Source organism: Bacillus halotolerans, from assembly GCF_004006435.1.
GTDB lineage: Bacteria > Bacillota > Bacilli > Bacillales > Bacillaceae > Bacillus > Bacillus halotolerans.
Genome location: NZ_CP029364.1, coordinates 2,464,509 through 2,489,919, shown reverse-complemented (window position 1 = coordinate 2,489,919; position 25,411 = coordinate 2,464,509). Strand labels below are relative to the sequence as shown.

The 25,411-nt window shown below is 45.6% G+C and carries 30 protein-coding genes; 7 read left to right on the top strand and 23 right to left on the bottom strand.

Annotated elements, in window-relative coordinates; genetic code table 11:
* Window positions 1–60: 60 nt before the first annotated feature.
* From pucI to DIC78_RS12730, 4 genes are all read right to left on the bottom strand, one after another.
* Window positions 61–1,533 (bottom strand): allantoin permease, encoded by a 1,473-nt coding sequence (gene pucI / locus DIC78_RS12745; protein ID WP_095712834.1) that lies wholly within the window; start codon window positions 1,531–1,533, stop codon window positions 61–63.
* Between the two features lie 181 nt (window positions 1,534–1,714).
* Window positions 1,715–3,076: an MFS transporter gene (locus DIC78_RS12740; protein WP_106019699.1), complete on the bottom strand. Its 1,362-nt coding sequence runs from the start codon at window positions 3,074–3,076 to the stop codon at window positions 1,715–1,717.
* Window positions 3,073–3,639, bottom strand: coding sequence for an isochorismatase family protein (locus DIC78_RS12735; protein WP_127696396.1), 567 nt, complete (start codon window positions 3,637–3,639; stop codon window positions 3,073–3,075). The genes DIC78_RS12740 and DIC78_RS12735 overlap by 4 nt, the downstream gene beginning before the upstream one ends.
* A 187-nt stretch (window positions 3,640–3,826) precedes the next feature.
* Window positions 3,827–4,288, bottom strand: a complete 462-nt coding sequence (locus tag DIC78_RS12730) for a hypothetical protein (protein ID WP_106019701.1) — start codon at window positions 4,286–4,288, stop codon at window positions 3,827–3,829.
* A 281-nt stretch (window positions 4,289–4,569) separates the two neighbouring features.
* Between DIC78_RS12730 and amtB the strand changes: the two genes are divergently transcribed.
* The 3 genes from amtB to bcrC all read left to right on the top strand — a co-directional run bounded on the left by amtB (window position 4,570) and on the right by bcrC (window position 6,910).
* On the top strand, window positions 4,570–5,784 hold the full coding sequence (gene amtB, locus DIC78_RS12725) for an ammonium transporter AmtB (protein WP_024123127.1): 1,215 nt from the start codon (window positions 4,570–4,572) through the stop codon (window positions 5,782–5,784).
* Between the two features lie 11 nt (window positions 5,785–5,795).
* Window positions 5,796–6,146 carry a P-II family nitrogen regulator gene (locus tag DIC78_RS12720; protein ID WP_010332189.1) on the top strand — a complete coding sequence of 117 codons (351 nt, stop codon included), beginning with the start codon at window positions 5,796–5,798 and terminating at the stop codon, window positions 6,144–6,146.
* A gap of 182 nt (window positions 6,147–6,328) precedes the next feature.
* Window positions 6,329–6,910, top strand: a complete 582-nt coding sequence (bcrC, locus tag DIC78_RS12715; RefSeq protein ID WP_024123128.1) for an undecaprenyl-diphosphate phosphatase BcrC — start codon at window positions 6,329–6,331, stop codon at window positions 6,908–6,910.
* A 36-nt stretch (window positions 6,911–6,946) separates the two neighbouring features.
* On the opposite strand, the gene DIC78_RS12710 is transcribed toward bcrC, so the two are convergent.
* Both DIC78_RS12710 and spoIIQ read right to left on the bottom strand, forming a co-directional pair.
* Complete coding sequence (locus DIC78_RS12710; RefSeq protein ID WP_106022025.1) at window positions 6,947–7,369, bottom strand: VanZ family protein; 423 nt, start codon at window positions 7,367–7,369, stop codon at window positions 6,947–6,949.
* 110 nt (window positions 7,370–7,479) lie between these two features.
* A complete protein-coding gene (gene spoIIQ, locus DIC78_RS12705) occupies window positions 7,480–8,352 on the bottom strand; it encodes a stage II sporulation protein SpoIIQ (protein WP_024123130.1) in 873 nt (290 codons plus the stop codon).
* A 134-nt stretch (window positions 8,353–8,486) separates the two neighbouring features.
* Here spoIIQ and DIC78_RS12700 point away from each other — a divergent pair, with 134 nt between their 5' ends.
* The gene (locus DIC78_RS12700; protein WP_044159687.1) at window positions 8,487–8,984 is read left to right on the top strand and encodes a GNAT family N-acetyltransferase; all 498 of its coding nucleotides are present in this window, start codon (window positions 8,487–8,489) and stop codon (window positions 8,982–8,984) included.
* Complete coding sequence (locus tag DIC78_RS12695) at window positions 8,981–9,499, top strand: DUF5362 family protein (protein ID WP_106019703.1); 519 nt, start codon at window positions 8,981–8,983, stop codon at window positions 9,497–9,499. Before DIC78_RS12700 ends, DIC78_RS12695 begins: the two co-directional genes overlap by 4 nt.
* Window positions 9,500–9,526: 27 nt before the next feature.
* Here the strand turns inward: DIC78_RS12695 and DIC78_RS12690 are convergent, their stop codons facing one another.
* On the bottom strand, window positions 9,527–9,964 hold the full coding sequence (locus DIC78_RS12690) for a DUF5392 family protein (RefSeq protein WP_024123133.1): 438 nt from the start codon (window positions 9,962–9,964) through the stop codon (window positions 9,527–9,529).
* A gap of 243 nt (window positions 9,965–10,207) precedes the next feature.
* Between DIC78_RS12690 and cls the strand changes: the two genes are divergently transcribed.
* Together cls and DIC78_RS12680 are read left to right on the top strand one after the other, a co-directional pair.
* Window positions 10,208–11,656 (top strand): cardiolipin synthase, encoded by a 1,449-nt coding sequence (cls, locus tag DIC78_RS12685; RefSeq protein ID WP_024123134.1) that lies wholly within the window; start codon window positions 10,208–10,210, stop codon window positions 11,654–11,656.
* A 271-nt stretch (window positions 11,657–11,927) separates the two neighbouring features.
* Entirely contained in the window at window positions 11,928–12,317 is a 390-nt protein-coding gene (locus tag DIC78_RS12680) for a DUF5362 family protein (RefSeq protein WP_105990821.1), read from the top strand.
* A 37-nt stretch (window positions 12,318–12,354) separates the two neighbouring features.
* Here DIC78_RS12680 and DIC78_RS12675 read toward each other — a convergent pair whose 3' ends face one another.
* The 16 genes from DIC78_RS12675 to DIC78_RS12600 all read right to left on the bottom strand — a co-directional run bounded on the left by DIC78_RS12675 (window position 12,355) and on the right by DIC78_RS12600 (window position 25,355).
* Window positions 12,355–12,996, bottom strand: coding sequence for an NAD(P)-dependent oxidoreductase (locus tag DIC78_RS12675; protein WP_127696395.1), 642 nt, complete (start codon window positions 12,994–12,996; stop codon window positions 12,355–12,357).
* Between the two features lie 67 nt (window positions 12,997–13,063).
* On the bottom strand, window positions 13,064–13,465 hold the full coding sequence (locus tag DIC78_RS12670; protein WP_024123137.1) for an Rrf2 family transcriptional regulator: 402 nt from the start codon (window positions 13,463–13,465) through the stop codon (window positions 13,064–13,066).
* A 133-nt stretch (window positions 13,466–13,598) separates the two neighbouring features.
* Entirely contained in the window at window positions 13,599–15,308 is a 1,710-nt protein-coding gene (gene ureC / locus DIC78_RS12665; RefSeq protein ID WP_106019706.1) for an urease subunit alpha, read from the bottom strand.
* Window positions 15,305–15,679, bottom strand: coding sequence for an urease subunit beta (ureB, locus tag DIC78_RS12660; protein WP_024123139.1), 375 nt, complete (start codon window positions 15,677–15,679; stop codon window positions 15,305–15,307). The genes ureC and ureB overlap by 4 nt, the downstream gene beginning before the upstream one ends.
* Window positions 15,676–15,993, bottom strand: coding sequence for an urease subunit gamma (ureA, locus tag DIC78_RS12655; RefSeq protein WP_024123140.1), 318 nt, complete (start codon window positions 15,991–15,993; stop codon window positions 15,676–15,678). Before ureA ends, ureB begins: the two co-directional genes overlap by 4 nt.
* Before the next feature lie 101 nt (window positions 15,994–16,094).
* The gene (gene urtE, locus DIC78_RS12650) at window positions 16,095–16,796 is read right to left on the bottom strand and encodes an urea ABC transporter ATP-binding subunit UrtE (RefSeq protein ID WP_024123141.1); all 702 of its coding nucleotides are present in this window, start codon (window positions 16,794–16,796) and stop codon (window positions 16,095–16,097) included.
* A complete protein-coding gene (gene urtD / locus DIC78_RS12645; protein ID WP_127696394.1) occupies window positions 16,793–17,542 on the bottom strand; it encodes an urea ABC transporter ATP-binding protein UrtD in 750 nt (249 codons plus the stop codon). The genes urtE and urtD overlap by 4 nt, the downstream gene beginning before the upstream one ends.
* Window positions 17,517–18,587 carry an urea ABC transporter permease subunit UrtC gene (gene urtC / locus DIC78_RS12640; RefSeq protein ID WP_127696393.1) on the bottom strand — a complete coding sequence of 357 codons (1,071 nt, stop codon included), beginning with the start codon at window positions 18,585–18,587 and terminating at the stop codon, window positions 17,517–17,519. The genes urtD and urtC overlap by 26 nt, the downstream gene beginning before the upstream one ends.
* Window positions 18,588–18,598: 11 nt before the next feature.
* Window positions 18,599–19,501, bottom strand: a complete 903-nt coding sequence (gene urtB / locus DIC78_RS12635; RefSeq protein WP_106019710.1) for an urea ABC transporter permease subunit UrtB — start codon at window positions 19,499–19,501, stop codon at window positions 18,599–18,601.
* 32 nt (window positions 19,502–19,533) lie between these two features.
* Window positions 19,534–20,790 carry an urea ABC transporter substrate-binding protein gene (gene urtA / locus DIC78_RS12630; protein ID WP_127696392.1) on the bottom strand — a complete coding sequence of 419 codons (1,257 nt, stop codon included), beginning with the start codon at window positions 20,788–20,790 and terminating at the stop codon, window positions 19,534–19,536.
* Window positions 20,791–20,989: 199 nt separating this feature from the next.
* A complete protein-coding gene (locus tag DIC78_RS12625; protein WP_024123146.1) occupies window positions 20,990–21,178 on the bottom strand; it encodes a stress response protein CsbD in 189 nt (62 codons plus the stop codon).
* Between the two features lie 73 nt (window positions 21,179–21,251).
* Entirely contained in the window at window positions 21,252–21,731 is a 480-nt protein-coding gene (locus DIC78_RS12620) for a hypothetical protein (RefSeq protein WP_024123147.1), read from the bottom strand.
* 197 nt (window positions 21,732–21,928) lie between these two features.
* Entirely contained in the window at window positions 21,929–23,062 is a 1,134-nt protein-coding gene (locus DIC78_RS12615; protein ID WP_106019712.1) for a response regulator aspartate phosphatase, read from the bottom strand.
* A 203-nt stretch (window positions 23,063–23,265) separates the two neighbouring features.
* Window positions 23,266–24,291 carry a GTP 3',8-cyclase MoaA gene (gene moaA / locus DIC78_RS12610; protein WP_095712818.1) on the bottom strand — a complete coding sequence of 342 codons (1,026 nt, stop codon included), beginning with the start codon at window positions 24,289–24,291 and terminating at the stop codon, window positions 23,266–23,268.
* Window positions 24,288–25,094, bottom strand: coding sequence for a formate dehydrogenase accessory sulfurtransferase FdhD (gene fdhD, locus DIC78_RS12605; protein WP_106019713.1), 807 nt, complete (start codon window positions 25,092–25,094; stop codon window positions 24,288–24,290). Before fdhD ends, moaA begins: the two co-directional genes overlap by 4 nt.
* Window positions 25,095–25,193: 99 nt before the next feature.
* A complete protein-coding gene (locus DIC78_RS12600) occupies window positions 25,194–25,355 on the bottom strand; it encodes a hypothetical protein (RefSeq protein ID WP_010332220.1) in 162 nt (53 codons plus the stop codon).
* Between the last annotated feature and the right edge of the window lie 56 nt (window positions 25,356–25,411).

The window sequence follows — 25,411 nt, the reverse complement described above, 5'->3', positions numbered from 1 at the left end:
TATATCATTATAAGTTATCCATTTATGGAAAACCATCTCAAATTTCACCTGCATAAGTTCTTATTCAGCTCGACGCACCTGCCCAGAATCATACTTTCCAATAGCCGATGATATCGGCGGGTGAATCCGCATCAGAGCAATATAGACAAGAAATGATGTCAGCACACCTACAAACCATGAGATGTCATATAAGCCTTTTAATGCGGGGACATACATTCCGATTAATGAGATCAGTGCGCCTAAAAGCGTGGCTGCGAATGCCCGGTAGTTATACCCTTTAAAATACACATACCGTCCGGTTTCGGAATAAAGGTCATCAACCGAAAGCTCCCGCTTGCGAATAATAAAGTAATCAGCCATCATGACGCCCGCCACCGGACCGAGCATGCCGCCGATTAAACCGAGAAACGCATAAACGCTGGTTGCGCTCTCCATGAGCTTCCACGGAACCGTAAATAAAGCGAGCAGGGCTGTAATAAAGCTGCCTCGTTTAAAATTAATATATTTCGGCAAAGCATTCGCAATATCATAAGCCGGAGACACGATGTTTGCTGCGACATTAACTGATATGGTGGCAATACAGAGTGTAATCACAGATAATACGATGACATAAGGATTATCAAACCTCGCTAAAATATCAACCACGTCCCAAATCGGCTCGCCGAAAGCAACCTGCGAACCGGAGGTCACCGTAATACTGGCAAACGCAAATAATGCGAAGGTTCCAGGCAAGCCGTAAAACTGGCCTTTAATCTGCTCTTTTTGCGTTTCAGCAAACCGTGTAAAATCAGGTATGTTTAAAATTAACGTCGCCCAAATGCCGATAATGCCGGTGACTCCGGCAGCAAACGGCCAAAATGTTTCTGAAAACGTATGAAATTTTCCAGGCTGCGAATAGATCGGCCCGAGTCCTCCGGCTATATCGACCGCCCACCATACCATGCCGCCAAACACCACATATACTAAAGGACCTGCCCATACCTCGAAACGCTTAATTGATTCCATGCCGTGATGCAATACGAGTAAATGCACAGCCCAAAAGAATACGAAAGAGAGGAAACCAGACAAGTGAATGCCCAGAATATTCCACTCCCCGCCAATCTCTCCCCAGCCGGGCCACATATTTAACAGCAAAATGTTCAGCGCCGTGCTTCCGGCAAAGGTTTGAATGCCAAGCCACATAATGGCTGTAAAAGCCCTCAGAAGCGCCGGAATGTTTGCGCCGTAAATTCCATATGAAGCCCGGATAATCACAGGAAACGGCAGCCCGTATTTTGTCCCTGCATGCCCGTTTAAGGCGAGTGCGCCAAACAAAATAAGCGAGGCCGTAATAATGATCGCCATCACCTGCCACGGTGAAAGCCCGATTGCAATTAATCCGCCCACTGTCGCGTAGGTCGGAATATTATGTATGCACCCCATCCAAATCGAGGCAAAGTTCATTGCTTTCCAAGTGCGTTTTTCCTGCCCTAAAGGCAGCAGATCCTCATTGCTCAGCCTGTTTGATTGCTGCTGACTCTCTTTTAACTCCATAGCCGGCTCCCCTTTCAGCATTGTCTATCTTCCGTTATATGTATTGTTTTCTAACATGGCATGTTACGTAATATAACTGAAAAGTCGGATAAATACATTGGCTATGATACACAATCCTTTTATTCATTTTTGAGCATCCTAAACAAGAAAAAGAGACAGACTCGCATATCTGTCTCTTTTCTCATATTCTTGTTTTCATTAAGGCGGTGAATCTCAAAGCCATGAAGAGACTCAATGCGCCTACAGCAATAAGGATCATTCCCATGATATCAAAATGAGCCGCTGTAATCTCTTTACCGAACAGAAGGCCCAGAATCACGGAGGATAAAATTGAGCCGAGGTAACGGCACGTTTGGAACAGCCCCGAGGTCGTTCCCACCATGTCTGAAGGGCTCGTTTTCAGCATCGCCGCCTGAAGCGCCACGTTTCCAAGTCCGTAACCGATGCCGAGCAGCGACAGGATCAAGCCTTTCCCGATGACCGGAACGCTGATAAAAAAGACCGTTAAGAGCACAGCGCCAGCCGTCATCAGAAGCGCCCCCGCCAAAATCGGCTCGATGACTCCCGATCGGTCAATCCACCTACCTGTAATAGGCGATACAGCGATGCTCATTCCTGACATGAACAGCATAAACAGACCGCTCGTTTGGACAGAAAGATGCATTTCATCCTGAAAATAACTCGGCAGGCCGAAAAATAAACAGTAGAAGAATACATTGAGTAAAATAAACTGAACGTATACCGCTGACAGGCTTCGCTGCGTTTTAAACAAACGGACATCAATAAACGGCTTCTCCGTTTTCAGCTCACGCCAGACAAATGACACAAGCAGAATGACACCAATCACACCTTCTGACGCATGCGGGGATGTGCTGAATGAAAGCAAAAAGGACAGGAGCAAAATGATCCCGCCGGCAAACAAAAGGATTCCCGGAACATCTAGCTGCCGGATAACCGCTCTGATCCCCACCCCTTTTTTCTGATCCTTCGGGAACATATACATCCCTAATAGGAAGCTTAGGATAATAAACGGCAGATTGACGATAAAAATCGCCGGCCAGCCGCCCCAGACAATCAAAAAGCCGCCGACTGTCGGCCCCAGCGCCGTCATTGCAGATGCAAATATGGACAGCACCGCCATGGCTGAAGCCTGGCGCTCATGTATGTGATTTCGTATCAGCCCGACTCCCGACGGATAAATCGCACTGCTCCCCACCGATTGAAACAGCCGCATGACCAATAATGTCATAAAGGTTGGCGCAAGCGGCGCCCCGATGGCGGAAACCGCCACAAGAATAAGCCCATATAAAAACAACCTTTTCCGCCCAATCAAATCGCCAAGCTTTCCCGTCACAGGCTGGGCCACAGCACTCGCCAAATAGAAAGAGGAGATCAGCCAGGAAACCGTCGTAAACGACAGGCGAAACTCATGCTGGATGCTGTGGAGCGCCAGAGAAATCATAGACGAGTTCAGCGGATTCAGCATCGTTCCTGAAGCTACCGCCGTTAAAAAGACAGCACGGCTCTTTTTTGATATTTTCATTTCACTTGAGATAAAAATTCTTCTGTTGTCCGCGATTTACCGATTCTCGGAAAAATAAAGCGCAGTGTGGCTTCATGCTCATCCTCACTGAACGTGGACATCGCGTCGGTAATAAAAATCTGCTGATAGCCAAGCTGAAAGGCCTCGCGAGCCGTACTTTCCACTCCGATATTTGTGGCAATGCCGCACAGTACAATCGTATCAATGCCGCGGCGTCTCAGCTGCAAATCTAAGTCCGTGCCGAAAAATGCGCCCCACTGGCGTTTGGTCACTATGTAATCTCCGTCCTGCACACCGATTTCCGGAACAAATTCCGCCCAATCCACCGGCATTTCACCTGAACCTTCCTGCGCCTGTTCATCCGTTTCCGGCTTTAGCGCATCCGCTCCGTCATGGAAGGCTACATTCACAAAGCTGATAAAGCCGTTATGCTTTCGGAATTCATCAACAAGCTTTTTCGCATTCGGAACAACCTGTCCGCTTTTGTCTATTGGCACAATTCCTTTTTGCAGATCAATGATAACCAATGCTGTGTTTTGAAAATCAATGGTAAGTGTGTTCATTTTGCGTTTCCTCCTGATGCTGTTAGTGTTTCTCGCATTCCATATTTTACTCTTCACTTCAGATGAATTCTTGCATGACGCTTGTGAAATTCTCAGGAGAAGCGCTTATCTCACGATTTTTCTTTTATATAAAAATAAAAGGTGGTGCATGCAAACATACCAGCAAGCACTGTGATCATAAAAGTTGTCATAGCTTCGTCACCTGCCTGCCGTTAATCGGCTGCTGATTAAACATGCCCATAAATTTGCGGCGGTCAATCCAAAGCAGAATCAAACACATGATCATTAATATCGTACTGAGATCCTGCACGCCAATATCAAAACAATAGTTAATCATGACGATGTTCACAATAATCGGCATAAATACAACGGCGCCTAACGCAGATGTTCTTGGAATCAACAGCAAAACTGCAGCAATGATTTCCCCAAAGCCTATAAATACTTCATAGACATGAGAATAACCGAAAAATGTCCATGCAATTGCAAATCCCTTTCCTACTCCAGCTGCAATTTCAGGTGTTACTTCCCCAAACTGCCCCATGACCACTTTCGCCAGGCCGTACACAACAAAATTAAAGGCCAAAAACAACCGGAATGTCGCCGGAATGGACTTTCTTAACGCTCTCAGCAGCCTGCTGCCTTTATTCATATCGCATCCCCCTTAGTGTATTATATTAACTAGTACACTTAATACACTATATATAATTCTATTTATTGTCAATTCCCTTTTTTCTCATAAAAACAGAATTATTTTATAGGCATAAAGTCTTGTGTGGCAAATACCATTTTTCTTTCTTCGCCCGCATCGATAACACACACTAAAAAAACATGTTAGGAAATCTCACATGAAAATGTTTTATCATTCTTTTTTCTCTATAATGAAGAAATATAATAATTGCTTTTATTCTGAAAGATACGGAGGAATGAGACATGCAAATGGGCGATACAGTATTTATGTTCTTTTGCGCTTTACTCGTGTGGCTGATGACCCCGGGGTTAGCGTTATTTTATGGAGGAATGGTAAAAAGCAAAAATGTGCTGAGTACAGCAATGCACAGTTTCTCTTCCATCGCCATCGTTTCCATCGTTTGGGTGCTGTTCGGATATACACTTGCCTTCGCACCAGGCAATTCAATCATTGGCGGACTGGAGTGGGCAGGTCTGAAGGGGGTCGGATTTGATCCGGGTGATTACAGCGACACGATTCCCCATTCATTATTTATGATGTTCCAAATGACGTTCGCGGTTCTGACAACTGCTATCATTTCCGGGGCTTTCGCAGAGCGGATGCGATTCGGCGCTTTTCTTTTATTCTCGGTTTTATGGGTTTCATTGGTTTACACGCCGGTTGCTCACTGGGTATGGGGCGGAGGCTGGATCGGCCAGCTTGGCGCGCTTGATTTCGCAGGCGGAAACGTTGTTCATATTTCTTCCGGGGTGGCCGGCCTTGTTCTGGCCATCGTGCTCGGCAAACGGAAAGACGGCACAGCGTCTTCTCCGCATAACCTCATTTACACCTTCTTGGGAGGCGCCCTGATTTGGTTCGGCTGGTTCGGTTTTAACGTCGGCAGCGCCCTGACATTAAACGATGTGGCCATGTACGCCTTTATTAATACAAACACGGCAGCTGCAGCGGGGATTGCCGGCTGGATATTGGTTGAATGGATCATCAACAAAAAACCGACGATGCTCGGCGCGGTATCAGGAGCGATCGCAGGACTTGTGGCCATTACGCCGGCGGCCGGGTTTGTCACACCGTTTTCTTCTATTATCATTGGCATCATTGGCGGAGCGGTTTGTTTCTGGGGTGTCTTCTCGCTGAAACAGAAATTCGGATATGATGACGCACTTGACGCCTTTGGCCTGCACGGCATCGGCGGCACATGGGGCGGCATCGCGACAGGATTGTTCGCAACAACTTCAGTCAACTCCGCTGGTGCAGATGGTTTATTCTACGGGGATGCAAGTTTAATCTGGAAACAAATTGTAGCGATCGCCGCAACTTATGTTTTTGTATTTATTGTCACATTCGTTATTATTAAAATTGTAGGCCTCTTCCTTCCCCTACGCGCAACCGAAGAAGAAGAATCACTCGGGCTTGATTTAACAATGCACGGGGAAAAAGCATATCAAGATTCTATGTGAGGAGTGACGCTATGAGCGGTCAAATGTTCAAGGTAGAAATTGTAACGCGTCCGGCAAATTTTGAAAAGCTGAAGCAGGAACTCGGAAAAATCGGAGTCACCTCTCTGACCTTCTCCAATGTTCACGGCTGCGGGCTTCAAAAAGCACATACGGAGCTTTATCGAGGGGTAAAAATAGAAAGCAATGTATATGAACGGTTAAAAATCGAAATCGTGGTCAGCAAGGTTCCTGTTGATCAAGTAACTGAGACCGCTAAGCGGGTTCTGAAAACGGGATCACCGGGTGACGGTAAAATCTTTGTCTATGAAATCGGCAATACGATTAATATCCGCACCGGCGAAGAAGGACCTGAAGCGCTGTAATATCGTTAAGAGATTCGGACACTCCGGATCTCTTTTTTTGCGAACAGAAAAAACCCCCAGAAACCGCGGTACCCATTCGAATCCTCTTCAAGCACCATGATTTCAGACAATCTCTATTTTTATTTGAAACTTTTTCTGAGTAAGATGAGTCTACTTAATATAAAAATGTAAAAGGTGATTATTTGAATTACGAAATATTTAAAGCTATCCATGGATTATCTCATCACAATTCTGTTCTCGATTCCATTATGGTTTTCATAACGGAATACGCGATCGTTGCCTATGCGCTTATCTTATTGGTGATGTGGCTGTTCGGGAACACACAAAGCAGAAAGAACGTGCTTTACGCAGGAATTACAGGAATTGCGGGTCTTGTGATTAATTTCTTGATTACACAAGTTTATGTTGAACCACGCCCTTTCGTCGCTCACACAGTGCATACGCTGATTCCGCACGATGCAGATGCTTCTTTTCCGAGTGACCACACAACGGGAGCGCTAGCTATTTCGATTGCAATGCTTTTCAGAAACCGTAAAATCGGCTGGCCGCTCGTCATCTTCGGGCTTTTGACCGGTTTTTCACGAATTTGGGTGGGACATCACTATCCTGTAGATGTGTTGGGCAGTCTTGTTGTCGCGATCATTATCGGGTTCCTGTTCTTTAGATTTTCAGATCTTCTTCGCCCGTTCGTTGATTTCATCGTTCGAATCTATGAAGCGATTATCAACAAGATTACGAAAAAACCAACCGATCAAAATTTCTAAGCAAAAAAGCCGGCCTCTGAATGCAGAGCGCCGGCTTTAATATTTTTCATACACCTCATGTTTTTTCCGCTTTGCGATAACAAATAATCCAAGAAACAGAGCAATCCCAACACTGTCAATGAGCACATCCCGGATACAGCCGTTTCTGCTGAAGAAAAGCTGAATGATTTCCGTAAAAACGGCAAACACGAATGCTCCGGCCGAGGCCCATTTTATACGGCTCCATTGCTTCCAGAGCAAATATGTCAGCACGAAGAAAGAAAACGCGTGCCCGATTTTTTGAATCACAGCTTCAGGCGTGGTCAGCTGAGTAAAATCCATGTCTAAAAATCGGTATAGATCAGGATGCGGATGAAAGTGAAATGCCACTGTCTGCGACACCACCATATCACTGAAGCTTTCTGTACAGACAGAGAGTAAAATGAAGAAGATCCAGCCTGCGAGTAATAGACGATGCATAAAAACAGCCTCCTTTCCAGCGGCATCTTGTGCATGTAAATACATAGACGGCACAGTGAAACAAAAAGTAACAAAAAAAACGCCTATCACACCGATAGACGTTTTCTTCATTAGGACTGTTCAGTGCCTTCTGTTGTGCTGCTTTCTTTGGAACCTGATTTGTCAGTTGAATCATCCGTTTTGTCCTCGGATTTTTCGTCAGTTCCTTTTTCAGTCGAACCATCCTTTTTTTCTGATGATTGCTGAATGGATTCTTCTGTTTCCTCAGTTGCAGCTTTTTCTTCTGCAGCTGCCGCTTTTTCAATAGAAGAAACCGGCTTGTCCATAAAGTTCAGCGGGTTCATAGCAACTCCGTCTTTACGGATTTCAAAGTGTACGTGGTTGCCGCTTTCTTCGCTGTAAAGGTTCTTGCCAGACTTTCCGATGACCTGGTTTTGCTTCACCTTGTCGCCTTGCTCAACACCTACTTCAGAAAGTGATTGATACACAGTAGATAACCCATCAGCATGTTCGATTTCCACAACATATCCCAGCACTGGATCTTTTTCAGCTTTGACAACCGTACCGCTTAGAGAAGCAGAAACATCGAAATCTTTTCCGTCTTTCTCAGCTAAGTCAATTCCTTTGCTTAGGCTGTACGTGTTATTATAGGTAACGAGTGCTGCTTCTTTTTCTTCTTTTGCGGCATCAGTTTCATAGAACTTTTTCACAACAGAAACGTTTTCAGAATCAACAACCGGCATTGCGACATTTTCCATAGACTTTCCTACTTCAACTGCATCGTCGTTGTTGTCATACGCGGAGCTTCCGCCGTTATCAGCTAACTGATCCTTTACCTCATCATTTGATACAGATTGATACCAAAGGACAGCTGTTAAAATGACGGCCGCACTGACTAAGTAAATTGCAGGGAACACCCAGCGTTTACGAAAAAACTGCTGAAGTTTTTTGACTTGAGAAGTTTTCTTTTCTTCCTCTCTCATTGTTTCATCACCTCAGCAACATTCTGAACACTTTTCTGAAAATATATACATCGATATAAAAAACTTTTTTAGATATAGTTTGTGCAGGCTGATAAGAAAATATGTAATTTTTTTGAGAGGAGAACAAGATACGTATGAACTTAACATTACGTCTTGCTGAAAAAAAGGATATAGAAGCGGTTGTAGCGATTTATAACTCTACGATTGCCTCGCGAATGGTAACAGCCGATACTGAACCGGTAACTCCGGAAGACCGGATGGCATGGTTTTTGGGACATACAGACGAACGGCCGCTGTATGTTGCTGAGGATGAAAGCGGGGACGTGGCTGCCTGGATCAGCTTCGAAAGATTTTACGGCAGGCCTGCTTATAATAAAACAGCCGAGATCAGCATATACATTCATGAATCATGCCGCGGCAAAGGCGCCGGAACGCATTTGCTTCAGGAAGCGCTCCGCATCGCGCCGGAGCTTGGCATCCGCTCGCTTATGGCCTTCATTTTCGGACATAACAAGCCTAGCCTGAAGCTGTTTGAAAAGCACGGTTTCAAGGAATGGGGGTTATTCCCCGGCATTGCCGAAATGGACGGCAAGCGATATGACTTAAAAATATTAGGGAGAGAGCTATCATGATTAGTCTTGATAAAGATGAAAACCATATTGAAACTCATCACGAAGAAAACAGCGTGATTGAGCAGGAGAACGGCAGCACAGCGGGCGAAAAACGTGAGCTGAGCGCTGCTGCTGTCAAATCGCTTTCAGACATTGCAAAGTGGGGCAAAATAACAGGAATTCTTTTGATTGTCATGGGCGCGCTGGCTGCCCTGTCGGCTTTAATGACAGTCATAGGCGCTATTCCAGGCGTTCTGCTCATTATTTCAGGCGTATTTCTGATGCGGTCAGCAAAATCAGCAAAAGAGACGAGCGGAAATCTGACCGGCAGTGCGGGTGAAAGCATGCTGGAGAACTACGGAAAATTTATTAAAATGCAATTATTCTACGCTGCATCAAGTATCGCCGCAGGCCTTATCGGAATCATTTTGCTCATTTTCTTCCTCGTATTTGTCGGCATCGCCGCTTTTGAGGATATGGATACGTATGAAGACCCGGATTCCTATTATTATGAAGATGAGCCCGTATTTGAATAAAAAGAGCTGACCCATGTCAGCTCTTTTTTAATACAGCATTTTCTTGCGTCTGTCTTCTTCAGTCAAAAACTCAACAAAGCTCCGCATCGCAAACGGTTCTTCCTTGATCTGGCGCGTATACGTGTTTTTGCGCTCTTCTGAAAGAATTTCGCTCTTTTTGATTCTGTTCAGCATATAGATATGAACGGTCTTTTGAATTTGTTTATGCTGATAGCCCGCTTCTTTAAAAAATGCTAATCCAAGTGCAGCAAGAAGCGCAAAAAGTCCGGCGCTGATCAGAGACTCTCTGTCTGCTGAAGCATGAAAAAGGAAAGCAGCCAAATTAAAGAGAGAGAATGCAGCAAGCGGAACAGCAAGAAAACGGTAGATGACAGTTTTCTTCATTAAAGGCTGTACAGCCTTTTGAATTTTTTGCATTTCTGTTTTAATGAACCCCGGCATTTGTTCAATTCTGTAAAAGTTCATGTAATTCTCCCCCTTTATTTGATTTTGCAAGGCTTCACGAACGTTATCATATGAGTTTATTTTAACGCAGGTGCAAGCTGGTTTTAAAGAAATCTGCCCGTGTTTTTCGCGAAGAATCTGGATCAACACACTTTATTCTTTTAAAAAGTCAGTGTTATAATTTGTAATGGGAATCAGATTGCTGTTATTCATGGAATACTAATGGCAATCTTCTTGATAAATATGAATTAGCGGGGTTACAAAGTGAGTATTTCTTCCATCCTTTTGTCACTTTTTTTCATTTTGAATATTCTTTTGGCCATCATTGTCATATTCAAAGAACGGCGCGATGCCAGTGCATCATGGGCTTGGCTGCTTGTTCTTTTCTTTATTCCCGTTTTAGGCTTTATTTTATACCTATTATTCGGTCATAATCTCAGACGCAAGCATTTGTTTCAATGGGAGGATCGCAAGAAAATCGGCATCGAAAAGCTGCTGCAGCATCAGCTTGAAGAATTAGAAAACAGGCAATTTCAGTTCAACAACCGGGCAACCTTTGATAATAAGGATTTAATATATATGCTCATCATGAATAATCACGCTGTCTTTACAGAGGATAATTCAGTTGATGTCATAACAGACGGACGTGATAAGTTTCAGCGGCTTTTACATGACATATCAAAGGCAAAGGATCATATCCATCTACAATATTATATTTACAAAGGTGATGAATTAGGAAAAAAATTGCGGGACGCCCTCATTCAAAAAGCGAAAGAAGGTGTTCAGGTCAGGGTTTTGTATGATGAGCTCGGGTCCAGAACGCTGCGCAAAAAGTTTTTTAAAGAACTGCGTGAGGCCGGCGGGCATGTGGAGGTCTTTTTCCCTTCAAAGCTCAGGCCGATTAACCTTCGGCTGAATTACCGCAACCACCGAAAGCTTGTTATCATAGACGGCATAACCGGTTATGTCGGAGGGTTTAATGTCGGGGATGAATATCTCGGGCTCAATCCGAAGTTCGGCTATTGGCGCGATACCCATATTCGATTGCAGGGAACGGCCGTTCACGCCATTCAGACACGATTCATCCTTGACTGGAACCAAGCTTCACATCATCATACGCTCACCTATATCCCGAACCACTTTCCCGATTGCAGCCCAAAGGGAAACGTCGGGATGCAGATTGTTACGAGCGGGCCCGATTCCGAATGGGAACAAATTAAAAACGGCTACATCAAAATGATTTCAAACGCCAAGCGGAACATTTTGATACAAACACCTTATTTTATTCCGGACGCAAGCCTGCTGGATGCATTGAGGATCGCGTGCCTGTCAGGCATTGATGTCAACATTATGATACCGAACAAGCCTGATCATGCTTTTGTATACTGGGCCACGCTTTCGTATATCGGGGATCTTTTAAAGGCCGGAGCCACCGTCTATATTTACGATAATGGCTTTATCCATGCGAAAACAATCGTTGTGGATGACGAAATTGCATCAGTCGGGACAGCGAATATCGACGTCCGAAGCTTCAGGCTGAATTTTGAGGTTAATGCATTTATTTATGATATCAACATTGCCAAAAAACTGGTTTCTACATTTAAAGAAGATTTGCTCGTTTCCAGAAAATACACCTACGAGGAATATCAGCAGCGGTCATTATGGATCCGCATCAAGGAATCCGTGTCACGGCTATTGTCGCCGATTTTATAAGATGTGCCAATCCCCCCGGCCTTTACGGCCGGGGTTTTTCAGCATGGCATCATCACGCATCCCGTATAAACGCGCGTGGCCTTTCCATATAGCGTGCAATCATAATAAAAAAATCACTAATATGATCACGTAATTGATCAACAGCGTCAGGCCAAACTCCATTCACGCCGCAGCAAAATCAATTCATTATTTCTATTTCTTTATACAAAACTTCTCACAAATAGTGTATAAAAGAAAAGTGAGTATTTTTTTGTAAAGGGGACCCGTGTCAATGAATCCGGAAACGGTCAACAAAACCCTCATCAGTATTTCAAAATGGGGAAAAGCAACAGGCATCTTATTTATTATTATGGGCGCTTTTACTGCGCTTTCAGGCGCGTTCTTTTTTCTTATCGGCGCAGTGCCGGGCGTACTGCAAATCATTGCAGGCATCTTTTTGATGCGGTCAGCAAAAGAAGCAGGCTTAATGGCTGAAAAGCATAGCGGGCAATCTGAGGATTTAATGCTGGAGAACTATGCGAAATTTGTAAAGATGCAAGGGATTTATTTAATCGTGAGCATCGCTGTATCGATTCTGGCGATCATCGCATTCTTCATCTTTCTAATGCTTGGAATTGCCGACGGCATATTCAGCGATTATGATACGTACAGCACCTATTAATTAGAAAGACCCGGAGCATCCTCCGGGTTTTTTCTTGTTATTCCGCTTCGCTTACTACTGTGAAGCGTTCATTTTTGTGTGACGGATGTTCAAGCTCATCCAAAACAGCAATCGCATAATCGGCATAGCTGATATAACTGTCGCCTTTTGCGTTTACGATCACATTGTCTTTTCCTTTTTGGTAAGATCCCGTCCGCTTTCCTGCCGGATCAAAAAACGCCGCCGGGCTGAGGAACGTCCAGGAAATAGAGTCTGCCTTTTGCAGGTCTTTCAGGTTCTCTCCTTGATTTGATGCAGTCGGAAGATATTCTTTCGGGAATTCCGGTGTATCCATTAAACGTGTTGTTTTGTCTTCATCAACAAACAGGCTTCCCGCTCCGCCGACGACAAACAATCTTGTATGTTTTGCATCCTTTAGCAGGCTGATTAATGTTCTGCCTGCTTCAACATGAAGATGTTCCTGGCCAGGCGCAGCTCCAAAAGCGTTAACGAGTGCATCGAAAGGCTTGAGATCTTCTGCCGTCAGTTCAAAAACATCTTTCTCCAAAATCGCTGTATCCTGATCCTGCACTTTAGATGCATTTCGGACAATGGCAGTTACCTCGTGACCTCTTTCCTTCGCTTCTTTCAAAACCAGACTTCCCGCTTTTCCGCTTGCACCGATAATTCCTATTTTCATTTTTGATTTCCTCCTTATTTGTAACAATTTTAGTTACATGTTAGTGGTGAGAAGTCATCCCTTTTGATCAAAAGAGATGATTCATTACATCTTTTAATGACTTGCTTGCCAGCTCATTTTCCATCGCTTTTTGCACACTTTCAAATGTCTCATCCAGCGCGCACTGAATTTTTTTGCCTACCGGACACTTCGGGTTCGGGTTTTCATGAACCGCAAATAGTTCCTCTTGGTTTTGAACAGCACGATATACTTCTAAAAGAGAAATATCAGCCGGATCTTTTTTGAGGCTCGCGCCCGGCACCCCGGCGCGTGATGTGAGAATATCGCCCTTTTTCAGCAGGCTGATCATCCTTCTTACAACAACCGGGTTGGTGTTGACACTGTCAGCGATGATTTCCGAAGACGCTTTTTCATCCATCGAAATGAGAGATAAAATATGAATGGCGACAGCAAGACGGCTGTTAATCATGTTTTTTCACCACCGTTGTAACTATAATAGTTACATTTAATTCGTTTGTCAACATATAATATACACTAAATTTGCGCTTCTTGCGCATCCGTTTAGTCAATAAAACGGCCGGATGCACTCCGGCCGTGTCTTGTCAGAATAAGAAATATCGCTGTCCCAGCGGAACATAATCGACAGGCTGGCAGGATAATTCTTCTCCGTCAGCAAAGACCTGATACGTTTTCGGATCGACTTCAATCTTCGGCAAAGCAGCGTTTAATTTCATATCCAGCTTGCTCAGCTTGCGGATGTTTTTCACAGGAGAAATTCTTTTTTCCAGCCCTAACCTTTCCGCCACACCCCTTTCAATGCCCGCCTGGGACATAAACGTAATGGAGGTTGAGCGGTTGGCTTTACCATACGAAGCATACATTTGGCGCATGAACACAGGCTCCGGAGTCGGGATAGACGCGTTTGGATCCCCCATTTGCGCGCGTGCTATCATGCCGCCCTTTAAGACCAATTCCGGTTTCACGCCGAAAAATACAGGATCCCACAGGACAAGGTCAGCGAGCTTTCCTTTTTCTACAGAACCGACTTCATGGCTGAGGCCGTGAGTAATTGCCGGATTAATCGTATATTTGGCAATGTAGCGTTTCGCACGTACGTTATCATTTCCGTTTTCTCCAGTGAGAGCGCCGCGCTGTTTTTTCATTTTGTCAGCCACCTGCCAAGTGCGGATAATGACTTCGCCAACACGTCCCATCGCTTGGGAATCCGATGATGTCATGCTGATCGCGCCGATATCATGGAGAATGTCCTCTGCCGCAATCGTCGCAGCCCTGATTCTGGAATGGCTGAACGCCACGTCCTCGGGCACCTTCGCATCTAAATGGTGACAGACCATCATCATGTCAAGGTGCTCATCCATCGTATTGACGGTGTAAGGAATTGTCGGCGTTGTGGATGACGGCAGAATGTTCGCGTAAGAGGCGAGCTTCATAATATCCGGAGCATGGCCCCCGCCTGCTCCTTCAATGTGATATGTATGAATCACCCGGTCTCCGATTGCGTCAAGCGTGTTTTCCAGGAAGCCCGCTTCATTGATCGTATCCGTATGGATTGCGACTTGAATATCGGCTTCATCCACAACTTCCATACACGTTTTGATAGCGCTTGGCGTCGTGCCCCAGTCTTCATGAAGCTTCAGGCCGATGGCGCCGGCTTCCACCTGTTCGATCAGCGGCGCTTTATCGGATGCGTTCCCTTTTCCTAAGAAGCCGACATTGATCGGGAATTCCTCGGCCGCTTCCAGCATCCTTGCCATATACCATGCACCTGACGTACATGTTGTCGCTTTGCTTCCTGTAGCCGGTCCCGTTCCGCCTCCAAGAAGAGTCGTGACTCCTGAAGAAAGCGCAACTTCCATCTGCTGAGGACAAATAAAGTGAATGTGCGTATCCACTCCTCCAGCCGTTAAAATTTTGCCTTCACCGGAGATCACCTCTGTACCCGCACCAATGACCATATGCGGATCGACCCCGTCCATGATATCGGGGTTGCCGCTTTTTCCGACACCCACGATCCGGCCGTCCTTTACACCGACATCTGCTTTGACAATGCCTGTGTAATCCAATAACACGACGTTGGTGATCACCAAATCCAAAGCGCCGTCTTTTCCTGTGATGCTGCCGTTTTGGCCCATGCCGTCACGGATCGTTTTTCCGCCTCCAAAGATCATTTCTTCACCATAAACAGTGAAGTCCTTTTCGACTTCGATCCATAAGTCCGTATCGCCCAATCTGATTTTATCGCCCGTTGTCGGACCAAACAGCTCCGCGTATTGCTCCCGTGACATTTTCATCGAATCACACCCTCCATCCAGCCGGCTTTCTTTAAGTTGGCTAACGTTTTTTCTTTCCCGCGTTCATCGATATACGTATCGGCCATTCCGTTCAGTCCTCTTACTGTTTTTCGTCCGCTGAATTCAACAAGCGTGACCGTTTTCTCCTCACCTGGCTCAAAACGGACCGATGTGCCTGACGGAATGTCGATACGCATGCCGATGGCTTGTTCGCGGTCAAACGATAGCGCACCATTGGCTTCCGCAAAATGAAAATGTGAACCGACCTGAATGGAACGTGATCCGGTGTTTTTCACCGCTATCTCCCGTGTCTGGCGGCCTTCGTTAATCGTAATGGTCCCTTCAGCAATCTGAAATGCTCCCGGCTTCATGACTTCACCTCCGCAGAAATCGGCTGGTGTACTGTGACAAGCTTCACTCCGTCAGGGAATGTAGCTTCCACCTGAATGCTGTCCAGCATCTCAGGCACGCCCTCCATGACATCTTTTTCAGTCAATACATGGCGGCCGGCTTCCATCAGCTCCGCCACTCCCTTTCCATCACGCGCGCCTTCCATGATAAAACAGGTGAGATAAGCGGCAGCCTCGGGATAGTTCAGCAGAACGCCGCGCGCCTTTCGCTGTTTGGCTAATTCTCCCGCTGCAAAAATGAGCAATTTCTCTTGTTCAACCGGTGTCAGTTTCATCTTAGGTCCTCCTTATTATCGTCATTCATAAAGCGGATTGCGTTACATGAATCTCCGGAACGATGCAGGCGGGCCATCACCTCCCTTTCTCAGGATGCTGATTATACGGTGAGATGCCTTTCAAAACGGCGAGCCGTTTCATCGTCAGCCTTTCCGTGAGCGACGACCGTTCCCCTGTCCATGACGTAAAGATAATCAGCGCACGTTAAGGCATTCTCTAAGCTGTGTTCCACCAAAACAATTGCAGTCTCTTCTTTTCTGGAAATTTCTAAGATGACTTTTTGAATCAATTCCACGATAGAGGGCTGAATTCCTTCCATTGGTTCATCAAGTAAAATAATTTTTGGATTTCCCATCAGCGCTCTGGCAATCGCAAGCTGCTGCTGCTGTCCTCCGCTTAAATCGCCGCCTTTCCGGTCGAGCATGTCCTTCAAAACAGGAAACCACTGAAAAATCTCTTCCTTGATCCGCCCTCTCCGCTCCTTCTTAGGAAGCGGTTCTTCTCCGAGCAAAAGATTGTCGCGAACGGTTAAAGCGGGGAAGATGTCTCTCCCTTGGGGCACGTACGCAATTCCAGCTCTTGCCCGTTTTTCCGTCTTTTCGTTTTGAACAAACGTTTGATGAAAACGGATCTGTCCCTGTTTGGCCGGGATCAGGCCGATGATCGTTTTCAGCAAAGTGGATTTGCCGACTCCGTTTCGGCCTAATACAGCGACGATCTGCCCGGGGCGGACCTCCATGCTGAGGTTATGCAAAACCATGGATTGATCATAACCGGATGTCACATTACTGACTGCTATCATGACGCTCCGCTCCTTCCTAAATACACCGCTGCCACCTCTTCATTGCTTGTAATCTCATCCATCGATCCTTCACAAAGCACTCTCCCTTCATGCATCACCGTGACTTTTTTGGAAAACGAGCGGACAAATTCCATATCGTGCTCCACAATTAAAACGGAACACGTTTTGGCAATCTCCTCAAGGAGAGCCCCGGTTTTATCACGCTCTTTTCCCGTCATACCGGCGATCGGTTCATCCAGCAGCAAAAGCTTCGGCTCCATGGCGAGCTGCATGCCGATTTCGAGCCATTGTTTCTGCCCGTGTGACAGGTTGCCGGCTTCTGCATCCCGCTTCTCTTCTAACCCGATCAGCTTCAGGATGTCTATCACCCTGCCACGCTGCTCTCTTGTCATACGCGCCATCAGCAGAGAGAGAATCGTTTTTTTCTGCTTCATGGCAAGTTCTATATTTTCAAACACGGTCAGCTGCGAAAAGACACTCGGAGCCTGAAACTTTCTGGCGACGCCCATTTTCGCGATCTGATATTCCGGAACCTTTGTCAGTTCAGTCGTTTCCTGAAACACAATCTCGCCCGAATGCGGCTTTGTTTTCCCGCAAATGATATCCAGCATGGTTGTTTTCCCGGCGCCATTCGGCCCAATCAAAAAGTGAATATCATGTTCCTGCACACTGATATCTGCCCCCTGCAGCGCCCAAAACCCGTCAAACTGAACCTTCACGTCACGGCAGATAAGTATCGGTTTCATATGCAGCCGCTCCTTTCTTTTTAGAGAAGGAAAGCTGGGTTCCAAGCTTTTCAAACAGTCCGACAATCCCTCTTGGCAAGTAAAGCACGACGATCATAAACAGCGCACCGAGGAAATACAGCCAAATGTCAGGATAATATTCGCTTAAATAGCTTTTCATGCCGTTCGTTAACAGCGCGCCAAGCACCGCCCCGAAAATGGAGTGCCTGCCGCCGATCGCCACCCACAGCACCATTTCCACTGAAGGGATGATGCCCATCATTTCCGGCGAGATCATCCCGTCCTGAAGCACAAACAGCATCCCGGCAATTCCCGCCATCGCAGCGGACACACAGTAAATAAACACTTTAAAAACGGTGGAATGATAACCGAAAAAACGCACCCTGTTCTCTCCGTCGCGAACTGCCTGCAAAAGCCGGCCAAAGCGGCTTCTCGTAAGAAACAAAGCGAACACAACAGTAAGGCCGAGAAAAAAGACTGTGGCAAAATACAGGATCTGCTTCAAGGCAGAATCAGCCAGAGAATATTGAAAAATCGTATAGAAGCTGGTAAGTCCATTGGTGCCGCCGGTGATTTCCTGGCTGCCGATAAACAGTGTGACCACCACAACGACGACAGCCTGTGATATCAAAGAGAAATAAACTCCCTTTATATTGTTGCGGAACGTAAAATAACCGAGCAGAAACGCCAGTAGCACAGGCACAGCGACAGCCGCCGCAATTGCAGCGAAAGGGTGCCTGAACAAAGCCCAGATCCACGGCAGTTCGCTGACACCCGCCCACTCCATAAAATCAGGAATGCCGGACGGTGAGGCTTCTATTTTTAAATACATCGCCATGCAGTAGGCGCCCAATCCGAAAAAAACGCCGTGCCCCAAGCTCAAAACGCCTGTATATCCCCAAATCAGGCAAATGCCGACCGCCACAATCGCAAAGCATAAAAACTTCGCCAACAGCCCCAATCGAAACTCCTGAAGAAAGAACGGAGCGGCGATAAAAAGGGCAAACATCACAAAATACGGACTGAATTGCGAAAACTGCTTCATCCGGCACCCCCCTAATCAAGTAATCTCGTTCTGACGCTTGCAAGACCCGAAGGCCGCCATTGCAGAAAGAGAATAATAAACGCAAACACCACAACCTTGGCTATGGTGGCGCTTGTCGAATACTCTACAAATGTGCTGAGTAATCCCACCATCACAGCCCCGATAATTGTTCCTTTTAATTTGCCGATCCCGCCTAAAATGACGATCATAAAAGCATCGACCAGATAAGACGAACCGAGAGTAGGCCCGATCGAACCAAGCAAGGTGAGTGAGCTCCCCGCAATACCGGCCAGCCCGCTTCCGAGCGCAAAAGCCAATGTATCTGTTTTTCTCACAGATACGCCGAGACACGATGCCATGCTCCGGTTCAGCGTAACAGCCTGCATCCGCCGCCCCGCAGAGGTTTTAAACAAATACAATCCGAGCAGCGCCAGTGTAAAAAGAACGAGCGCCAAAATAAACAGCCTTTTATATGGAAAGGTGACCGAAAACAGTGTCACTCCTCCCGTCAGCCACTCGGGAGACTGAACAGCGACATTCGGCGCGCCAAAAATCGATCTGGCTGCCTGCTGAAGGATCAAGCTTACCCCCCATGTTGCCAAAAGGCTGTCGAGCGGACGGTCATATAATCGCCTGACAATCACTTTTTCAATGACAATGCCAAGCAGTGCCGCAACTGTAAACGACATGATGACCGCAATAAAAAAGTAATAAGAAAAGAGAGAAGCCGGCAAATAGCTTAAAAACAGCTGCTGAATGACATATGTCGTGTAGGCTCCCGCCATCATCAGCTCACCGTGCGCCATATTCATAATGTTCATCAAACCGAATGTAACGGCCAATCCAATCGCAATGAGAATCAAAATAGAACCGAGACTGATCCCGTTAAATAATTGAGTCACGACGACAGACATGTTCCGCCTCCTCTCCCGCAAACGGCTTTGATTTATTTAGATAACCCCTTTGCCCAGTCGTACGTTTTTAAATACGGATCAGGTTTTACCGGATCACCTGAGTTCCATACTTCTTTAAATTGTCCATCCCCCGTGATTTGCCCGATTCTAACTGTTTTGTAAAGATGCTGTGTATCCCCATCGATTTTCACTGTGCCGCCCGGGGCCTTGAATTCAATCCCGTCAGCCGCTTTCTTCACTTTATCGATCTCAAAGGACTTGGCTTTTTCAACGGCTGCCGCCCAGAGATACACCGCATTATACCCGGCTTCAATCGGATCACTGGTCACCCTGTTATCTCCGTTCTGCTTTTTATAATTCTTCACGAATGTCTGATTTTCTGCTGTATTTGTTGTTTGGAAGTAATTCCACACCGCATAATGCCCTTTTAACACATCTGTCCCGATCCCCCGAATTTCTTCCTCTGCGACACTCGCCGACATGACAGGAATATCATCAGCTGTCACGCCCGCATCTTTCAGCTGTTTGAAAAATGCCACGTTGCTGTCGCCGTTTAATGTGTTAAAAATCACATCCGGCTGCTTTTCTTTGATTTTGCTGACCAGTGTACTGTAATTCGTGTGGCCGAGCGGCGTATACTCTTCACCGGCAACTTCTCCCCCAGCAGCTTTTACTTGCGCTTTAATGATTTTATTGGCTGTTCTCGGGAACACATAATCCGAGCCGATCAGAAAGAATGTCTTGCCTTTATTCTTCAGCAGCCAATCGACAGCCGGCACGATTTGCTGATTTGTCGTTGCTCCGGTATAAAAAATATGAGGCGATGACTCCATGCCTTCGTATTGCACCGGATAGAACAGCAGCCCGTTATTTTGCTCCACAACCGGGAGCATCGCCTTGCGGCTCGCTGATGTCCACCCTCCGAATACAGCCGCCGCTTTGTCCTGCTGAAGCAGCTTTCTCATTTTTTCGGCATAGGTAGGCCAGTCAGAAGCCCCGTCCTCCACGACGGGTTCAAGCTTTTTGCCGAGAACGCCGCCTTTTTGGTTGATTTCATGAATAGCCAGCAGCTCTGCATCATGGACGGATACCTCGCTGATTGCCATTGTCCCGCTTAATGAGTGAAGAATCCCAACCTTCACTGAATCCCCGCTTGTGTCAATTTCAACTGTTTTTTTCGCATCTCCGCTGGCTTCCGACACTTTCTTCGGCGCCGTACATCCCGTGATAAGAATCGTGATAAGAAACATCAGAAAGACACCCTGTATTCTAACCCCTTTGCTTTTCATCCAGAACCTCCTTTGTCTGATTGAGTCAACTGATGTCATAAAAGTTAACAACTTATGTCATTTATTATATAGAACAGGCGCATTACTTTAAAGAATATTTAAAAAATTTAGATACTTTAACCAAATCGATTGTCTTTTTTGTTATATTTATTCACATAAAAAAAGGCAAGAAACAATGTTTCTTGCCTTGCCGATCTGATTAATCTTTATCTGTGAATTTATCCTTCGCTTCACCGATACCCTTTTGGACCTCGCCTTTTGCCTTATCTTTTTTGCCTTCAGCCTGCATGTCCGTTTTGTCGGTCATATCTCCGACTTTATCCTTCACTTCTCCCTTGGCTTTATTTAAGCCGCCTTTCATTTTATCTTTTACACTATCGTTACCCATGTGTCATTCTCTCCCTTCATTTAAGTGTGTACTTGTTACCTTCCCGATCTGAGCAGCGGTAAACATTTGAATATTATTTATCGATTTCATAACGCTCTCCGTAACGGAGCACCTTGTAGAGCGCCAGCCCGTCAGATGATTTATTTTCTGAGTAACGGACCGGCAGCAGGGCAAAAAACACATAATACGTAGAAAAGTAGACAAACTGATAGAAAAACACATTTGGCTCCAATACACTGTGTATAATGAGCAAATTCACTGCGAAAATGGTTATTAAGTTAAACAGGCAGCCTCCGGCATAAACAAGTGCGTGTGAGAATCGGTTGTCGATCTTCAGCTCACCGTACCGGCAAAACGAATCCATAAAATAAATGGTTCTGACCTGTATCGGCCCAATCTTGAACAGTTTTTTGCCCATCCCGATATCCAATGAACCCTTCCCGCCAAAAACAAAAGCCATAAAGCTGTGCCCGGCAACATGTATAATAGATACAAGCGGCAGAACGATGAGGAAAGACCATAGAAACTTCACCATATCATCAAATCCAAACATTGAATTCCCCCTCACGCTTGTCATAAACAACAACACATATGCACTCCGCCATTTCTTGTTTCACAAAATCGCGGCTTCCATTCGTTTGTGTTCAAAAACAGTATGTAGCGATTTTTCCTGTTCTCCACGGAAATAAACGTCCCGATGCTCCCCTTTTTTTGTATAAAAAAAACCATCCGGCATCAGATGGTTTCGTCTTACACTTGATATAAACAGTCTTCCTTCAGAATCAGCGCTCTCATGCTGACCGCTTTTTCATAGAAAAACACCGCATCTTTATAGTTTTCATGAAGGCTGGAATATACAGCCGCATCCAGAGCAAATTCCTCAATATACACATACAGGGACTTGGCTTCCATATAATCAAATACCTCTTGAATCAAATCCATATTAACGGATTCCACATATAGAGCCTGCAGAAATTTATATTTTTCCAGACTGAAGCTGTCGTTTCGTTTTCGGGCGATGGCAATCCCTTTTTCATAATAATGCATAGCCGCCTGTTCAGCCTGTTTTTTGAAGAGTACACGCGTTAAGCTGAACAGCGCTTTCGGGAGCTGCTCCAGCTGGTGTTCCTCAAAGACAGGAAGCGCTTTTTCAAAGTATGAAGCCGCCTGGTCCAGTTCTCCTTTTTCATCATAACAGTTCCCCATGTTGTAGAGGGCTGATCCGATCAAGCGGGGCTGTCCTTCCAGTAAAGCCAAACGATAAGCGTCATCGAGATGCCCGAGCGCTTTTTCATAATTTCTGTAGTCTATATAGTTTCCTGATATGACAAAATGGCATTGAATTCTTCTGACCCTGTAAAAATCATGAGCCTTGTAGGTCTCAAGCGCCTGTATCGCATGATTCATGGAAAAGTGGGTCTGCTTCATAATATAAAATACTTCCGCTACTTTAAAATGAAATTCCGCTCTTTCAATATCATCCTCTACAAACGCAAGCATTTTCTCAGCTTTCCGATAGAAAGATATGGCTGAGATGTAATTGTTCTGTTCAAATTCATACATCCCTCTGAACAAATGAAAATAATACTCAGATAATCCCGAGATGCTGTCCTTGCTGCTTTCCAGCCTCTCGATCAATTCACGATATTGGAGCTGAGATTCCTCGTGCAGGTCGGGCTTTACATAATCAAGCATAATTTGATGACGGTAGCTGATCAGCTGATAGTACAACAGAAGCAGCTGATCCTCTTCCATATGTTCTATATCATGATCAATCTCTTCCTTCAGCTGAACGGCATCAGCCACTTGAAATGCTAAAATGTGCTTATACCACTGATTGATTTTCACTCCTACTTGAGATGACGGGATCTCGTAAGCGGCCATGCCTCTCCAACCCTTTCTATGAACTAGTGGTTATATTTTATCATATTGTATGGCTTTAGAATTAAAATTTCTTCCAGTGATTCCTTCTTTTTGCCTATCCTTATATTTTTCGGTTTCTGATTGGATTTTTTGCACTTTTTGGCGCATTACAGTTTTTGACACAAAAAAAGCTTACCGGACTTAGCCGATAAGCTTTTATCATATTAACCGCCAATATAAGACATTTCCACTTTCTTTTTGCCCGCTGTTTTTGAAAGAGTCCGGTCAACTGAATATTGGTCTATCCGATTCTTCCACACTGTGCCGATCATCGCTGTCAGCTCGCCATCACTTAATCCCTGCCGAACCGGCGCTCTGAGGTCATATCCGCTTGAAGCGAACAGGCAAGTAAACAACTCACCGCGCGCAGACAGGCGTGCCCTGTTACACGAGCCGCAGAACGCATCAGATACAGAAGAAATCACGCCGATTTCGCCAGATCCGTCCAAGTAGCGAAACCTTGAAGCAACTTCCCCTTTATAGTTAGGCGCGATCGGTTCAACCGGCATGTGTTCATTGATTACATCAATGATTTCCGCCTTTGTCATGACGTCTTTCTTTTCCCATTGGTTGGTGTTGCCGACGTCCATAAATTCGATGAATCTCAAGATATGCCCTTTTTCTTTAAAATAGCGCGCCATAGGCAGGATATCTTTTTCATTGACGCCCCTTTGGACGACCATGTTGATTTTAACGCCGAGCCCTGCTTGTTTCGCCGCTTCAATGCCTTCAAGCACCTTGCTGACAGAAACCCCTCGCCCGTTGATCATTTTAAAGCGTTCGTCCTCTAATGAATCAAGGCTGATGGTCACCCGTTTTAAACCGGCTTCTTTGAGCTTGTCGGCATAAACAGGCAGCAGCGACCCGTTTGTCGTCATCGCAATATCACGTAAACCTGGAATACGGGCCAGTTTTTTAATTAATTCGGGCATGTCCTTTCTCATGAGCGGCTCTCCGCCGGTCAAGCGGATTTTTTCCACTCCGAACCTGGTGACAAACAGCGCCGCAAGCCGTTCCAATTCCTCAAAAGAAAGCAGCTCCTCTTTCTTTAAAAAAGGATAATCCGGGCCGAATAATTCGGCTGGCATACAGTACGTGCATCGGAAGTTGCAGCGGTCTGTAACAGAAATGCGAAGGTCTCTGAGCGGTCTGTTCCTTTTATCTAACATCTGGCGAGATTCTGTATTCATTGCTGCAGCCCCTCCTGTCCCCCAATTCTCTCGGGATGTGTATATACATTAAAAGATCCGTTTCTCACAAAACCGATCGCTGTAATATTTAATTCTTCTGCCATTTGAATCGCAAGCTCTGTCGGGGCCGATTTTGAAATCACAATCGACACGCCGATTTTTGCCGCTTTTAACAGCACTTCTGATGAGATTCTGCCGCTGAAGACAATCAGTTTATCGCGAACAGACATCCCATTCAGCAGACAATGTCCGTATAATTTATCAAGCGCGTTGTGACGGCCGATATCTGTGCGCATCAAAAGCACTTTCTCCGTATCGCAAAGCGCCGCATTATGTACGCCTCCCGTCTCCTGAAACGTCCCGCTTTCTTTTTGCATATCCTTCATAAGCGCCAGACAAGTTTCAGGCGAAATCTTCATTTGACTGACAGCCGTCTTAGCGGTTTTGACATCCTGCTGAAAATAAAAATGGCGGCCCTTTCCGCAGCACGAGCCGATCACCCGTTTCGTATATTCCTGTTGATTCAATGTCTCAGGATAAATGAGATCGACATACACAAAACCGAGACTTTCATCTATTGTAAACCTTTTAATCTCTTTTTGAAATCGAATAACACCCTCAGATGCGAGAAATCCGATGACAAGCTCTTTGATATGCTCCGGCGTGCAAACGAGCGTGACAAACTCACTGCCGTTCACCATCACCGTCAACGGATATTCTGTCACCATCCGGTCGGTTTGCCTGCTCATTTCCCCTTGTTCATAACGCCATATCTCCCTGACCGCAGTTACTTTATCGTTCAATGTCTCTTCCCCTCCGCAATGTTCCTGCCTTTATATTTTTTCACACTCCTCAGATTTTGTCGAATCCTGTTATAAAAAAAGAGCCCATTCTAAAGGACTCTACGTTTGGTTATGCTGATTCTTTTTCAGGATCATAAACAGCACAAGAGCTGCGATCAAAGTGAGCATGCTGACAAAAAAGAAAGCTGCCAGTTTCAGAAAAACACCGAGCAATATGAAAACCACGGCGGCTATAAGAAATATCAGTCCTAACAATCTCATGTTTTCCACCCCTTTTACGGGTATCATTCCCGCCGGCCCTGTTTTTAAACCAATAG

Coding starts and splice junctions, on each gene's coding strand:
- pucI (WP_095712834.1), bottom strand. CDS start 1,533: ATGGAGTTAAAAGAGAGTCAGCAGCAATCAAACAGGCTGAGCAATGAG.
- DIC78_RS12740 (WP_106019699.1), bottom strand. CDS start 3,076: ATGAAAATATCAAAAAAGAGCCGTGCTGTCTTTTTAACGGCGGTAGCT.
- DIC78_RS12735 (WP_127696396.1), bottom strand. CDS start 3,639: ATGAACACACTTACCATTGATTTTCAAAACACAGCATTGGTTATCATT.
- DIC78_RS12730 (WP_106019701.1), bottom strand. CDS start 4,288: ATGAATAAAGGCAGCAGGCTGCTGAGAGCGTTAAGAAAGTCCATTCCG.
- amtB (WP_024123127.1), top strand. CDS start 4,570: ATGCAAATGGGCGATACAGTATTTATGTTCTTTTGCGCTTTACTCGTG.
- DIC78_RS12720 (WP_010332189.1), top strand. CDS start 5,796: ATGAGCGGTCAAATGTTCAAGGTAGAAATTGTAACGCGTCCGGCAAAT.
- DIC78_RS12710 (WP_106022025.1), bottom strand. CDS start 7,369: ATGCATCGTCTATTACTCGCAGGCTGGATCTTCTTCATTTTACTCTCT.
- spoIIQ (WP_024123130.1), bottom strand. CDS start 8,352: ATGAGAGAGGAAGAAAAGAAAACTTCTCAAGTCAAAAAACTTCAGCAG.
- DIC78_RS12700 (WP_044159687.1), top strand. CDS start 8,487: ATGAACTTAACATTACGTCTTGCTGAAAAAAAGGATATAGAAGCGGTT.
- DIC78_RS12695 (WP_106019703.1), top strand. CDS start 8,981: ATGATTAGTCTTGATAAAGATGAAAACCATATTGAAACTCATCACGAA.
- DIC78_RS12690 (WP_024123133.1), bottom strand. CDS start 9,964: ATGAACTTTTACAGAATTGAACAAATGCCGGGGTTCATTAAAACAGAA.
- DIC78_RS12680 (WP_105990821.1), top strand. CDS start 11,928: ATGAATCCGGAAACGGTCAACAAAACCCTCATCAGTATTTCAAAATGG.
- DIC78_RS12675 (WP_127696395.1), bottom strand. CDS start 12,996: ATGAAAATAGGAATTATCGGTGCAAGCGGAAAAGCGGGAAGTCTGGTT.
- DIC78_RS12670 (WP_024123137.1), bottom strand. CDS start 13,465: ATGATTAACAGCCGTCTTGCTGTCGCCATTCATATTTTATCTCTCATT.
- ureC (WP_106019706.1), bottom strand. CDS start 15,308: ATGAAAATGTCACGGGAGCAATACGCGGAGCTGTTTGGTCCGACAACG.
- ureB (WP_024123139.1), bottom strand. CDS start 15,679: ATGAAGCCGGGAGCATTTCAGATTGCTGAAGGGACCATTACGATTAAC.
- ureA (WP_024123140.1), bottom strand. CDS start 15,993: ATGAAACTGACACCGGTTGAACAAGAGAAATTGCTCATTTTTGCAGCG.
- urtE (WP_024123141.1), bottom strand. CDS start 16,796: ATGATAGCAGTCAGTAATGTGACATCCGGTTATGATCAATCCATGGTT.
- urtD (WP_127696394.1), bottom strand. CDS start 17,542: ATGAAACCGATACTTATCTGCCGTGACGTGAAGGTTCAGTTTGACGGG.
- urtC (WP_127696393.1), bottom strand. CDS start 18,587: ATGAAGCAGTTTTCGCAATTCAGTCCGTATTTTGTGATGTTTGCCCTT.
- urtB (WP_106019710.1), bottom strand. CDS start 19,501: ATGTCTGTCGTCGTGACTCAATTATTTAACGGGATCAGTCTCGGTTCT.
- urtA (WP_127696392.1), bottom strand. CDS start 20,790: ATGAAAAGCAAAGGGGTTAGAATACAGGGTGTCTTTCTGATGTTTCTT.
- DIC78_RS12625 (WP_024123146.1), bottom strand. CDS start 21,178: ATGGGTAACGATAGTGTAAAAGATAAAATGAAAGGCGGCTTAAATAAA.
- DIC78_RS12620 (WP_024123147.1), bottom strand. CDS start 21,731: ATGTTTGGATTTGATGATATGGTGAAGTTTCTATGGTCTTTCCTCATC.
- DIC78_RS12615 (WP_106019712.1), bottom strand. CDS start 23,062: ATGGCCGCTTACGAGATCCCGTCATCTCAAGTAGGAGTGAAAATCAAT.
- moaA (WP_095712818.1), bottom strand. CDS start 24,291: ATGAATACAGAATCTCGCCAGATGTTAGATAAAAGGAACAGACCGCTC.
- DIC78_RS12600 (WP_010332220.1), bottom strand. CDS start 25,355: ATGAGATTGTTAGGACTGATATTTCTTATAGCCGCCGTGGTTTTCATA.